General features: G+C 63.5%; 16 protein-coding genes. 10 read left to right on the top strand and 6 right to left on the bottom strand.

The annotated features are described in order from the left end of the window. Positions 1-161: 161 nt before the first annotated feature. The 4 genes from ACR65N_RS14410 (at position 162) to ACR65N_RS14395 (ending at position 2,597) form a co-directional block, all read left to right on the top strand. Entirely contained in the window at positions 162-800 is a 639-nt protein-coding gene (locus ACR65N_RS14410) for a 2-dehydro-3-deoxy-phosphogluconate aldolase (RefSeq protein ID WP_440457770.1), read from the top strand. Positions 801-906: 106 nt separating this feature from the next. Further along, positions 907-1,620 carry a tellurite resistance TerB family protein gene (locus tag ACR65N_RS14405; protein ID WP_430304611.1) on the top strand — a complete coding sequence of 238 codons (714 nt, stop codon included), beginning with the start codon at positions 907-909 and terminating at the stop codon, positions 1,618-1,620. A gap of 84 nt (positions 1,621-1,704) precedes the next feature. Continuing rightward, entirely contained in the window at positions 1,705-2,397 is a 693-nt protein-coding gene (locus ACR65N_RS14400) for a GNAT family N-acetyltransferase (RefSeq protein WP_440457565.1), read from the top strand. After that, on the top strand, positions 2,394-2,597 hold the full coding sequence (locus ACR65N_RS14395; protein WP_440457564.1) for a hypothetical protein: 204 nt from the start codon (positions 2,394-2,396) through the stop codon (positions 2,595-2,597). Before ACR65N_RS14400 ends, ACR65N_RS14395 begins: the two co-directional genes overlap by 4 nt. 21 nt (positions 2,598-2,618) lie before the next feature. Here the strand turns inward: ACR65N_RS14395 and ACR65N_RS14390 are convergent, their stop codons facing one another. The 5 genes from ACR65N_RS14390 to ACR65N_RS14370 form a co-directional block, all read right to left on the bottom strand. Next, positions 2,619-3,665, bottom strand: coding sequence for a nickel/cobalt transporter (locus ACR65N_RS14390; RefSeq protein ID WP_440457563.1), 1,047 nt, complete (start codon positions 3,663-3,665; stop codon positions 2,619-2,621). Then, the gene (locus ACR65N_RS14385; protein ID WP_440457562.1) at positions 3,659-4,300 is read right to left on the bottom strand and encodes a DUF1007 family protein; all 642 of its coding nucleotides are present in this window, start codon (positions 4,298-4,300) and stop codon (positions 3,659-3,661) included. Before ACR65N_RS14385 ends, ACR65N_RS14390 begins: the two co-directional genes overlap by 7 nt. A 63-nt stretch (positions 4,301-4,363) precedes the next feature. Further along, complete coding sequence (locus ACR65N_RS14380) at positions 4,364-5,269, bottom strand: LysR family transcriptional regulator (protein ID WP_430304606.1); 906 nt, start codon at positions 5,267-5,269, stop codon at positions 4,364-4,366. A 21-nt stretch (positions 5,270-5,290) separates the two neighbouring features. Next, positions 5,291-5,629 (bottom strand): type II toxin-antitoxin system PemK/MazF family toxin, encoded by a 339-nt coding sequence (locus ACR65N_RS14375; RefSeq protein WP_440457561.1) that lies wholly within the window; start codon positions 5,627-5,629, stop codon positions 5,291-5,293. Then, positions 5,626-5,850, bottom strand: a complete 225-nt coding sequence (locus ACR65N_RS14370; RefSeq protein ID WP_440457560.1) for a hypothetical protein — start codon at positions 5,848-5,850, stop codon at positions 5,626-5,628. Before ACR65N_RS14370 ends, ACR65N_RS14375 begins: the two co-directional genes overlap by 4 nt. 548 nt (positions 5,851-6,398) lie before the next feature. On the opposite strand from ACR65N_RS14370, the gene odc2 reads away from it, so the two are divergent. The 6 genes from odc2 to ACR65N_RS14340 all read left to right on the top strand — a co-directional run bounded on the left by odc2 (position 6,399) and on the right by ACR65N_RS14340 (position 11,365). Continuing rightward, positions 6,399-7,532, top strand: coding sequence for an ornithine/lysine decarboxylase (gene odc2 / locus ACR65N_RS14365; protein WP_430304603.1), 1,134 nt, complete (start codon positions 6,399-6,401; stop codon positions 7,530-7,532). 87 nt (positions 7,533-7,619) lie between these two features. Then, positions 7,620-8,210, top strand: a complete 591-nt coding sequence (locus ACR65N_RS14360) for a GNAT family N-acetyltransferase (protein ID WP_440457559.1) — start codon at positions 7,620-7,622, stop codon at positions 8,208-8,210. 232 nt (positions 8,211-8,442) lie between these two features. Then, on the top strand, positions 8,443-9,135 hold the full coding sequence (locus ACR65N_RS14355) for an OmpW/AlkL family protein (protein WP_440457558.1): 693 nt from the start codon (positions 8,443-8,445) through the stop codon (positions 9,133-9,135). Between the two features lie 112 nt (positions 9,136-9,247). Further along, on the top strand, positions 9,248-10,261 hold the full coding sequence (locus tag ACR65N_RS14350; RefSeq protein ID WP_440457769.1) for a serine hydrolase domain-containing protein: 1,014 nt from the start codon (positions 9,248-9,250) through the stop codon (positions 10,259-10,261). 119 nt (positions 10,262-10,380) lie between these two features. After that, entirely contained in the window at positions 10,381-10,620 is a 240-nt protein-coding gene (locus ACR65N_RS14345; RefSeq protein WP_440457557.1) for a hypothetical protein, read from the top strand. Positions 10,621-10,672: 52 nt separating this feature from the next. Beyond that, on the top strand, positions 10,673-11,365 hold the full coding sequence (locus ACR65N_RS14340; RefSeq protein WP_440457556.1) for an SDR family oxidoreductase: 693 nt from the start codon (positions 10,673-10,675) through the stop codon (positions 11,363-11,365). Between the two features lie 35 nt (positions 11,366-11,400). Here ACR65N_RS14340 and ACR65N_RS14335 read toward each other — a convergent pair whose 3' ends face one another. Next, positions 11,401-12,387, bottom strand: coding sequence for a WD40 repeat domain-containing protein (locus ACR65N_RS14335; RefSeq protein ID WP_440457555.1), 987 nt, complete (start codon positions 12,385-12,387; stop codon positions 11,401-11,403). Positions 12,388-12,393: the final 6 nt, after the last annotated feature.

Here is a 12,393-nt window from a genome sequence, read left to right as displayed (position 1 = left end):
GCTGATCCCGGTTTTGCAACGGCTCTAACCTATTGCAGTCTATCGCATCCGACCAGTACCCGGCGGACCGGCGAGGATCGTTTTTCCTCGACAGGCCGAAGGCACCGCGCTATCTCACCCTTCGGATTTCAATCGTTTCAATGAATGCGGGAGTTCTGATGATGGCCGCCAAGACCGACAGCTTGCTCGCCACCCTGAAGCTGCAGCCGGTGGTGCCGGTGCTGATCGTCGAGGACGTGGCCTCGGCCGTGCCGCTGGCGCGGGCACTGGTTGCCGGCGGCCTGATGGCAATCGAGATCACCATGCGCACGCCGGCAGCACTGGACGCGGTTCGTGCGGTCGCCGCCGAAGTCGAAGGTGCACGCGTCGGCGCCGGCACCATCCTCAACGCCCGTGATTTCGAAGCAGCCGTCAAGGCGGGCTCGACCTTCATCGTCAGCCCGGGCGTGGCGCCGGGCGTGCTTGCCGCCGCCAGGGATTCCGACGTGCCGCTGCTGCCGGGTGCTGCAACGGCGAGCGAAGTGATGACGCTGCGCGAAGCGGGCCACGACGTCATGAAGTTCTTCCCCGCCGAACAGGCCGGTGGCGCTGCCTATCTGAAGGCGCTGTCGTCGCCGCTCGCCGGCACGCTGTTCTGCCCGACGGGCGGCATCTCGCTCAAGAACGCCCGGGATTACCTGTCGCTGCCCAACGTCGTCTGCGTCGGCGGTTCCTGGGTGGCGCCGAAGGAAATGGTCGCGGCCGGCGACTGGGCGGGCATCACCAAGCTTGCGGCGGAAGCTGCGGCGCTGAACGGCTGATCGCTCCGAGCCTCCTTCTGACAATCGCGTTATCGGTGTCGCGGAAATTTGTATTCCGCGTGACCGTGCCTATCTCCGGGTGAGCCCCAATCGACAGGAGATATGGATGTTCGACGCAAAGAAGCTTCTTGACCAGTTCCTCGGCTCGCAGATGCCCGGTCTTCCGGACAGCGTCAAAGGTCGCGCAGGTCAGTTCGGCGACATCGCGAAGAACAATCCCTTGAAGACCGCCGGCATTGCCGCCGCCCTTCTCGGCACCAAGACCGGCCGCAAGATCGCCGGCAACGTCGTCACCGTGGGCGGCATCGCCGCGGTCGCCGGCCTCGGCTATCTCGCCTACAAGAACTACAAGTCGGGCCAGTCGCCGCAGGCGGCACTGCAGCCGGCACCGGCTGCTGCCGAACCGATTGCGCTGCCGCCGCCGGATTCGGCCTTTTCCCTGCAGTCGCCGCAGCTTTCCAACGATTTTGCGCTGACGCTGGTGCGCGCGATGATTTCAGCCGCCAAGGCAGACGGCCATATCGACGCGGCCGAGCGCGCCAACATCATGGAAAAGGTGCATGACGTCGATCTCGGCGACGAGGCGGAGGCGTTCATCCGCCAGGAGCTTGCCAATCCGGTCGACATCGACGATCTCGTCGCGGCTGCCCGCACCGAGGAGCAGAAGGTAGAGCTCTACACCGCGACCCGCCTGACCATCGATCCCGACACCCGGGCAGAGCGCGGCTATCTCGATCTGCTTGCTGGTCGGCTGGGTCTGCCGGATGCGCTCATCGACCATATCGACGCGACTGTCTCCTCCGCCAAGGTATCGGTCTGATCAAATCCGGCGCGCCGGCGAAAGCCTGATTGCCTTCGGCGCGCCGCTCGCCTAATCCTCTCGTCAACGACGAGGGGAGAGTGCATGCGCGATCTGAAGGACTTCAAGGGCTGCCCGCCGCCGGCACCGGTCCGGCTCGAAGGGCAGTATGTGATCGCCGAGCCCTACGAGCGTGCCGTCCACCTGCGCAGCCTCTGGGATGCGCTGGGCGGCGAAGGCACCAACGACCTCATCCGCTACTTTCCCAATCCGCCCTATGAAGCACCAGAGCAGTTCGCCGACTGGCTGGACGGCATGAACCGTGCCGGCAGCCTCGTCACCCTGGTGTTTCGCGACAAGGCGAATGGCGACGTCGTCGGCATGGCGAGCTACATGCGGCCGGATCCTGCCAACGGCGTGGTCGAGGTCGGCTCGGTGGCGCACGGGCAGGCGATGAAGCGTTCGCCGCTGGCCACCGAAGCTCATTACCTGATGGCGCGTCACGTGTTCGACGATCTCGGCTACCGCCGCTACGAGTGGAAGTGCCACAACGAGAACGAGCCGAGCAAAGTCACCGCCATCCGCTACGGCTTCACCTTCGAGGGCGTCTTCCGCCAGCATATGGTGTCGAAGGGCGCCAACCGCGACACCGCTTGGTTCTCGATGATCGACAGCGAATGGCCGCTGATCCGACAGGCGTTCGAGGATTGGCTGGCGCCCCAGAATTTCGACGCTGACGGCCGGCAGAAACGGCGGCTGGAGGATATCCGTGCCGCTCTTCAGGAGGCCCGCCCATGAGCGGCGGCAGCGGCAAATCGTCGGCGATGGCTGCCGGCCTGATTTTCTTCGGCTTCATGCTGCTGTTCTTCGTGATGCCCGGCATCATGACCTGGCTCGCCGAATTTTCGCCGTGGCTGGCCGCCGCCTTCGGGACGCTCGCCGTCCTGTCGTTCTTCCTGATCTTCTGGCTGAGGGCGCGTCACCAGCGTCGTCGCTGATCGCTCGCCTCTCGGCAGGCTTCATCCCGCCTGCATCATGACGCCCTGCAGCGACGCGCCAAGCAGGGCAAGGCCGATCAGCAGGATGAACAGCGCGCCGCAGAGTTCGATGCCGACCGTGATCCGCCGGGCTGCCTGCGAGCGCGGACCCGCAAGCCGAACGGCGATATCCTTGGCGGTGACGGCGAGCAGGGCCAGGATCGATACGGTGATGGCGGTGCCGAGCGACATGGCGAGCACCGAGAGCGCGCCGCCGATGTAAAGCCCGTTGAGAATCGAAAAGCTCATGACCAGGATGGCGCCGGAGCAGGGCCGCAGGCCGACCGCGATGATCGCCGACCAGGCTTCGTGCAGGCTGAAGTCGCGGCTTTGGAGCGCGGCCGGATCGGGAATGTGCAGTTCGCCGCAATCGGCACAGTAGCTGCCGGGTGCGAGGTCCGCATGGGTGTGGTCGACCTCAATCGCCTGGAAGCGCAGACCTGTCGGCCCGGTTCCTGGCGATGCGCCCGAAAAGATCGGCAGCGAGGATGTTCGCGGGCGGATCTCGTAAAGCTTGCGCAGCAGAAGCCAGGCGCCGAACATCGCGATGATGGCAAAGCTCGCGACTTCCATTGCCCAGGTGGCCTTGGTCATGGTGATGCCGGTGCCGCGCAGCAGCAGATAGGCGGCCGCGACCAGAACAATTGCCATGGCGCCCTGCAGCAGGGCGGAGATCAGCGAAATGGTGATACCGCGCTTCAGCGCCGTCTCGTTGGCGATCATGTAGGACGAGATCACCGCCTTGCCGTGGCCCGGACCCGCGGCATGGAAGACGCCATAGGCGAACGACAGGCCGACCAGTCCCTGGAGCGCCCACGGATCCTCGCGCATGGCCCTCAGTGCACCCCCCAGGGCCCGGTAGAAGGACTGCTGGTGCATGTTGATCCAGGCAAAGAACGGGCCGAGGAACCCGCCGGTATTGAAGGAGGGTTCGGCGGCACCGACGCCGAGCGGCGACTGCGCGTGGGCAGTGAAGGCTGCAAATGCAAGGATCAGCAGGCCGAGCGGTAGAGTGCGCCGGATCAGCATGTCACTTCCAGGCGGGTGGCGAACAGCTTTGTCATGTTGGTGCCGGTCGGGTCGTTGAAGAAGGCGTCGGTGAGGGTGTTCTTGTTTTCAGCAATCACCTCGTCCGGATCCGGACGCACCACCTTGTGGGCGCAGGCGGCGAATGCCTTGCCTTCCGGCTTCAGGTCGCCGTCGGAGGGAAAATCCACGGCGGTATAGAGCGACGGGTCGTAGACGCCGAAGGTCAGCTTGCCCTTCAGCGGCACCGGTGCCGCCGGCTTGACGGCAAAGAACACCAGCACCTGCTGGTCCTGATAGGTGACGTGGATGGCGTCCGGCTTGCCGATCTCGACAGGTTTTCCGTCGACGCTGATCGTCGTGAAATAGTGAAATTCGGACAGCGAGTTGCGCATCACCTCGCCGAGCTCGGCCAGTTCCGCCTCGTCAAGCTTCAGGTCGGTGTTCTTGTCGAAATCCAGGAGAACGCTGGAGGAGAACATCTCGTCGAAGCGCCAGACATTGCGCAGTTCGGAGACGTGGCCGCTGTCGTCGGCCAGCACCTCGAGCCGCGCATCGACGAAGATGTGCGGATGGGCGAGCGCCGGTAGCGGTGCCAGTGTCAGCGCGGCCGCAACGAGCCACTTCCTGTCGATCATGAGCTAATCCTGAAGACGTTCGTCTCGGTGTGCCGGGCAAATGGGACGGAATTTCGTCGCCCGTCAATGCTGCTCGGACTGCGCCTGGCGAAACCAGGCCGTCAGGAAATCGACGAAGCTGCGGACTTTCGCCGGCAGGTACCGTCGGTGCGGGTAGACGGCGTAGATGCCGCGGTCCTTGGGGATGTAGTCGTCGAACAGCGTCACCAGTTCGCCGGACTTCAGATAGGGCAGTGCGATGAAATCCGGGACCATGGCGACGCCGAGCCCGGCGCGGGCCGCACGCAGCGTGCCCTGCGGACTGTTGACCTCGAACGATCCGGATACCGGCACCGAAATCGTCCCGCCTTTCGGATCCTGGAAACGGATGCTGTTATGCGCGCGTACATTGGTGTCGATGATCACCGGCTTGTTGGCCAGATCCTGGGGATGCACCAGCGGACTGTAGCGTGCGACGTAATCCGCTGTCGCGCAGGCGTAGACGCGGAAGTCGGAGATCTTGCGGGCGATCATGCCCGAATCCTCCAGCTTGGTGATTCGGATCGCGAGGTCGAAGCTTTCCTCGATGAGGTCGACGAATCGGTCTTCGGCGACGATCTCCAGCGAAACCTCCGGATTGCTGCAGGCGAAATCGATCAGCGACTGGCCGACCTCGGCATCCATGAAGGTGCGCGGCACCGAGATGCGCAACCGACCCTTGAGGTCCGCATTGTTCTCGCGCACGAGATCGGCAAGGCTGTCGATCTCCTTCAGGATGTCGGCGGCTGTACGAAAATAGGTATGCCCCGCCTCCGTCAGCGAAAACTGTCGTGTCGTGCGGTTGAGCAGCAGGGCGCCGAGGTCGTCCTCGAGCTCGCGCACGTATTTCGACAGAAGCGCCTTCGATCGGCCGGTGCGGCGGGCGGCGGCGGAAAAGCCTTCCGCTTCGACGACGTCTATGAAGGCCCGCATGCGGGTAAGTGTGTCCATGGCGACGTGGATGCTCCGAGGTCAGGAGCCTTCTGTCTCCGCCAGACCGAGCAGAAACACAAGCATGCCACTCAACCGTTGCATGTCTTGCTCGGTAAGATGCCCAATTTTCCTGCCGATTTTCGTGCGCGGCACAGCGATGAGCTTGTCGGTCATGATCTGCGAGGGCAGTTGCAGTCCGTTGCTTGGTGTCGGTTCAACGGAAATGCGAAAGTCGAGATCGACGAGCGTGGATGTGATTGGGCAGGCGATGATTGATGGATAAGCATCACTGATGGTGTTCGTCTGCACCAGGACTGCCGGGCGTGGCTTTCCATAATCGCCTGACGTCGAGACTATAACGACGTCGCCTCGCTTCATTCCTGAGACATCCAGCCGGATTCGTCTTCGCCCCAGTCGGCGACTTTCTCCATCCATTCCAGAATTGCGTGTTCTTCCTCCGGATCAAGCGCTGCGATGGATGCCTTGACACGTGCCAGCACTTCCGGGTCCTTCATGTCAGGCAGCGACCCGTAGATTTCAGATCTCAAGACGTGCTTGGAAAGGTTCGCATCGATGCTTTGCGTCTTTGCCGTCGGCATTTGATCTCTCCAGCCCCGCTCCCCTCGAAGGAATATAGTTCCACGCATGCCCTTGCGCAAATCCACCACAAAAGCCCGGGCAAGATTTATTCACCATGCCGAAAAAATCTCTTGATTGTGAAGGCGAATGTTCTTATCTCCCGCTCAGCCCAAAGTCGCACGTGCCCATGGGTGTCCGCTGGTCCTCTAATTGGTGAGGATACGGTAAGGTACCTGGAATTAACCCCTCCAGTCGCTATCTCGGCCTTTCGAGAAATGCGAGGACATCTGAAGCAACGACGGTGCGGGCCTTTTTGTTCTCTTCCGGCTTTCCATCAGCCGGGGTTACTGAAGAGGCACACCATCATTGCCGGAAGTGCGGTTGGGTTCATCCCCGTCCAATCCATGGCAGACAAAGCCGGATCAAAGCTCTTGGCAGGGCGTTGGTCCACATCATGCGCGTTTGAGCGCGATCGCAGCTCCGGGATTTCCACCGGCCGGGCAGCGATTCGTCGTCTTGCGCGCCTTTGTCCTCCGGTTCTCCGGAGAAGCTTATAGGGATTAGGCTGATGACGACCGCTCGCATTCTTGACTTCCTGCGTACCGAACGCCCGGAAGGTCCTTGCCTCGTCGTGGACCTCGACGTCGTGCGCGACAATTACAGCGCCTTCCGTCACGCTCTGCCGGACAGCTCCATCTATTACGCCGTGAAGGCCAATCCCGAGCCCGCAGTCCTGAAGCTGCTCGCATCGCTCGGCTCGAACTTCGACTGCGCATCGGTTGCAGAAGTGCAGATGGCGCTTGCCGCCGGCGCTTCGGCTGACCGCATCTCGTTCGGCAACACGATCAAGAAGGAGCGCGACGTCCTGCGTGCCTTCGAACTCGGCGTCGGCCTGTTTGCCGTCGACAGCCATGAGGAAGTCGAAAAGGTCGCGCGTGCCGCTCCCGGTGCCAAGGTGTTCTGCCGCGTCCTGACCGATGGCGAAGGCGCCGAATGGCCGCTGTCGCGCAAGTTCGGCTGCGTACCGCAGATGGCCGTCGACGTTCTGGTCTATGCACACCAGCTGGGCCTGGAATCCTACGGCGTATCGTTCCACGTCGGTTCGCAGATGACCAAGGTCGATGCCTGGGATTCGGCTCTGTCGGATGCCAAGCGCGTCTTCGCTTCGCTCGCCAAGCAGGGCATCTACCTGCAGATGGTGAACATGGGCGGCGGCTTCCCGACCAAGTACCTGCGCGACATCCCGTCGGCCGAAGAATACGGCCAGGCGATCTTCTCTGCGCTGCGCAAGCATTTCGGCAACAACCTGCCGAAGACCATCATCGAGCCGGGTCGCGGCATGGTGGGCAATGCCGGTGTCATCAAGGCGGAAGTCGTGCTGGTGTCGAAGAAGTCGGACAACGACGAAAACCGCTGGGTCTTCCTCGACATCGGCAAATTCGGCGGTCTCGCCGAAACCATGGACGAGGCCATCCGCTACCCGATCCGCACGACGCGCGACGATGATGCGATGGAGCCCTGCGTGATCGCCGGCCCGACCTGCGATTCGGCCGACGTGCTGTACGAGAAGAACATGTATCCGCTGCCGATCTCTCTGACGATCGGCGACGAGGTTCTGATCGAAGGCACCGGCGCCTACACGACGACCTATTCGGCCGTCGCCTTCAACGGTTTCGACCCGCTGAAGTCCTACGTCATCTGACGCGTCGCAGGCTCCGGTTCATCCCGGAGCCTGCTCTCACCCCTTCCTTTCGAGCCGCTTGAACGGTTTTGAGCTTCGGAGGCCGCCATGGCCGCTGTTCTTGACGCTGTGCGCGCATTTCTTGCGCCGACCACCTTCGTCATTGCCGAGGAGACGTCTGCCGATGTCGTCGCACGCGAACGCCTGCTCGATCGCGCCATGGGCGGCGACCGACGCAAGAAGTCGTCGGAAAAGCTGCGCCGTGGCCGGCTGCCGGCCGAGGGCCTGGCGCTTGTTGCGCATGACCGGGACGGCAAGCTGATCGGCACCGTCCGCCTGTGGAATGTCGAGGCCGGCGTCGGCGCCGATGGCGTTGCCGTCGATGCGCTGCTGCTCGGGCCGCTGGCTGTCGATTCGGCTGAGGAAGGCAAAGGCGTCGGCTCGGCACTGATGCGTGCCGCGATCGCCGAAGCCAAGCGGCGCGGGCACGGCGCCATCCTGCTGGTCGGCGACGCGCCCTATTACGCGCGCTTCGGCTTTGCCGCTGAGCCGACGCAGCACCTGGTGATGCCGGGACCGTTCGCTCGCGAACGCTTTCTGGCGCTTGAGCTGCGGGCCGGCTGGCTTGCCGGCGCGGCAGGCATGCTGACGGCCAGCGGCCGCAAGCTGTCGCGCCCGGCCTATCGTCGCGCTGCCTGAGGGTTCCGACGCTCGATCTGCACGAGAAAGCTCCTGTCGCTGGAAACATCGGCGGGAGCTTTTTTATGCGCCTATCCGCGCGGTCCCGGTGCCTCTGCGACAGAATGACCAAGGGGTAGAGGTCCTGTGTCTGATCATCGTCAAGTGCGTTTGATCGAGGTCAACCCTCTGAAGAACCTCAGTGATACTCCCTCGCGTCATCGACACTCGATGACTTGAAGGAGATTGACATATGATCAACAGTCGGAAAACCGGAGCGGCCGTGTGCGCAGCGGCGGCGGTCCTACTGCCGGCACTGGCAAGTGCGGCAGACCTTGCTTCGCCGACGCCTGAACCGGCAGCCGCGGCAGCGCTCGCCGAAGCGCACAGCCCCTGGCAGATCCGCGTGCGCGCACTCGGCGTGATCCCCAATGACAAGGGTTCGGTGGACGGCGTCGCCGGCTCCGACCTTGAGTATTCCAACTCGATCACGCCGGAACTGGATATCTCCTACTTCTTCACCGACAACATCGCCGCCGAACTGATCCTCGGCACGACAAGTTCGCGGATTTCAGGTGCCGGATCGCTTGCCGGTATCGACGTCGGCAAGACCTGGATCCTGCCGCCGACGCTGACCCTCCAGTACCACTTCACCGATTTCGGCGCCTTCAAGCCCTATGTTGGCGCAGGCGTCAACTACACGTTCTTCTACAACGCATCCGAGGAGGCCGGGTTCAGCAACCTCAAGGTCGATCACCATCTGGGCGCCGCCCTGCAGGTGGGCTTCGACTACATGTTTGATGAGCACTGGGGCCTCAATGTCGACGTGAAGAAGCTTTTCCTCGAGACGGAGTGGAGCGCCACGCATTCGGCGCTCGGGCCGCTTTCGGGCAAGGCGAAGCTTGATCCCTGGCTGCTTGGCGCCGGTGTGACCTACCGGTTCTGATGCTTCCACCAGTCGTTCGCCGGGCGGCATCACCTCACGCCGGGCTCACTTTGGAGTGAGTCCGGCATAGAAGGCTCTGGCATCCACGTGCCGGTAACCTACCTTGTCGTTGATGCTCACACGCCGCCATCTTCTTTATTCCGTTCCCGTCATGCTCACGGCTTTCCGCGCCACGGCGCAGCAGCCGGCTGCCGCGCCGCCGCTGCTCGCCGACATCCTCGTCCGGGCAGAGCGGTTGAAAACCCTGCAGGCGGTGATCGTGTCGCGTCAGGGCGAGACACTGGCCGAGCGTGGCTACCACGGGTTTGCACCGCAGGATCCGACCAACATCAAATCGGCCTCGAAGTCGATCATCTCGGCGATGGTCGGGATCGCTATCTCGAAGGGGCTGCTGGAAGGGACGGACCAGCCGATCGCGGCAATCCTCAGATCGGATCTTCCGGATGCTCCCGATCCCCGGCTCGCACGGGTGACGGTCGGCAATCTCCTGTCGATGCAGTCCGGCATGGATCCGCTCTCCGGCCCCAATTACGGTCGATTCGTCGCCAGCCGCAACTGGGTGCGCTTTGCGTTGGACCAGGACTTCGTCGAGGATCCCGGTGGGTCAATGCTCTACTCGACGGCATCGAGCCACCTGCTCTCGGCAATCCTGACGAAGGTCGGGCGAAAGCCGACGCTGCAGCTGGCCCGCGAGTGGTTCGAGCCGGTAGAGGGTTTCCGCATCTCTTCCTGGTCGCGCGACCGGCAGGGCATTTACCTCGGCGGCAACCAGATGGCGATGACCAGCCGCTCGCTGCATGCCTTCGGCGAGCTGTACCGCCGCGGCGGCCGCACGACCGCCGGCATCCAGGTGGTGCCGGAAGACTGGGTGCGGACCTCATGGCAGCAGCGCACCAACTCCCGCTTTTCCGGCGACGGCTATGGCTACGGCTGGTTCCTCAAGCAGATCGGCGGCGAGGACGTCCGCTTTGCCTGGGGCTATGGCGGCCAGATGCTCTACATCGTGCCGCGGCTTGCCATGACGGTGACCATGACGTCCGATCCCGAAGCGCCCTCGGCCCGGACGGGCTATCGCGACCAGCTGCATGCGCTGCTGGCCGAGATTACCGCCGCGGCATCTGCCTGAGGCGGGGACCGATCTGCGACGATTTGTAAACCAGATCGTTCTAAGGGAGGGTCCCTTCCACGGAGAGGCGGCGACATGCGCGTCGCCCGGCCGACCATCCTCACCTTCCAGAGCATCCCATGAAAATCATCCGTCTCGCCCTCATCGTCGTCATCGCCGCCGCCTTCGTCATCGGTGGCCGCTGGTATATGTACATTTCCAACACCGACAGCCCCTACAACGAGGTGGGCATCGAGATAAACAGCCGCATGCCCGCGCCCCTGCGCAAGTGGGGCTGTGACAAATTGCATGCCACCTTCGGCAATGTGCTGCCGCCCTACGGCTGCCAGGCGGGCGCCGAAAACCGTGACTGGCTTTAACGCTCCAGTTCCAAATCTGGACGCTGGCGCGTCACGACCTATCTGTGGCTGCATGAAACACGCAATCATCACGGGCGGTGCCGGCCTTATCGGCACAGGGATCTGCCGGACGCTGATCGGGCAGGGTTGGGCCGTCGCCTCGTTCGACATGAAGGATACGGCCGCGGATCTGCAGGAGGCCGGTGTCCGGCATGTGTTCTGCGACGTGACTGACGAAGCCTCGGTTGCCGGCGCGTTCGCCGAACTCGGCTGGTCGAGACTGGATCTGCTCGTCAACAATGCCGGCATCGCAACGCCGGCGAACGGGCCGATTGCCGAGATGTCGCTCGACCAGTGGCGTGAGGTGACCGACAGCCATCTGACGGCTGCCTTCCTGATGACCCGCTCAGCGGTGCCGCTGATGGGAGAAGGCGCCTCGATCATCAACATGGCGTCGACGCGCGCCTTCATGTCCGAGCCGCAGACGGAAGCCTATGCGGCATCCAAGGGCGGGCTGGTGGCGCTGACCCATGCGCTTGCAGTCAGTCTCGGGCCGGACATCCGCGTCAACGCCATTGCTCCTGGCTGGATCTCCGGCGACGAGGATCTTCGGCCGGAGGACCAAGAACAGCATCCAGTCGGCCGCGTCGGCAGGCCCGACGATATCGCCGATGCGGTGGTTTACCTGGCGACTGCCGGCTTCATAACCGGACAGGTTCTGACGGTTGATGGCGGAATGACGCGCAAGATGATCTACGCCGAGTAGATCGGCTCGCCCAATCCGATGCTGGGGGGAAGGTGTCAGGCCGCGATGTCGATGACGCCGCAGTCGCCGGCTTCCGAGCCGAAGGCCAGCAGCTTGCCGTTGCCGCTCCAGCTCATGGCCGTGATCGCGCCCTTGCCCGGACGGCGAAGCAGCGCCTCCTTTGCGTCGCCGACCCTGACCCCTAGGATCATGCCGTCGATGAAGCCGATCGCCAGCACTTCCTCAGCCGGGTGGAAGGCCACGCAGGTCGCCATGATGTTGGCGCGGGTGCCGAGCTCCAGCGGTGCTCGACCCATCGGGCCGTCCTTGCCGGAAAATGGCCAGACGATCGCGGCGGGTGCGCCGGACGAGGCGAGCCACTTGCCCTTTGATGACCAGGAGAGCGACTTCACCTTGGCCGGGTAGCCGGTCATGCGCATGTGGCGCGCTTCGCCTGGCTTGCCGTCCAGCTTCCATCCGTGCAGGGCGTTTTCCTGCATCATGGTGACGAGGAACCGTCCGTCGGCCGAGAAGGTGACGCCGGTATGGGCGCCCTTCCATTCGAGATCGGCCGGCGGCGCGGTGGTGTTGACCCAGTGCAGCGAGACACCGTTGTAGCGTGCGGCGGCGATCCGCAGTCCCTTGGGAGCGAAGGCCAGCGCTTCGACGGTACGCTGCTCGACGAATTCCTTCACCGTGCCGTCTGTGAGCACGACGAAGCTCGACTTGCCCTGCGCATAGGCGACCGCACCCTGAGGTCCGCCGGCAACCACGGAGATCCACTTTCGCGGCACCTCGGCGATCTGCTTCAGGCTGCCGTCAGCGGCGATCCGCAAGACCTTGCCATCCTCGCCGCCGGTGATGAGCGAATTGCTGAACGGGTCGCGGATGCAGGTCAGCAGACCGTTATGCGCCTCGGTGACCTTTTCGCCGCCATCCAGGCGGCGGATCTCGCCGCTGGCGGTTGCGAAGAACGGGGTGTCGCCGAGAAAATGCGTGGCGATCACATGGCCTTCAAGATCAAGCGGGGCAACAGTCGGCATTCAGGC

It is taken from the genome of Rhizobium sp. SAFR-030 (assembly GCF_059415005.1).
The sequence above is the reverse complement of the archived record's forward strand: the minus strand, read 5'-3'. Positions and strand labels throughout refer to the sequence as shown.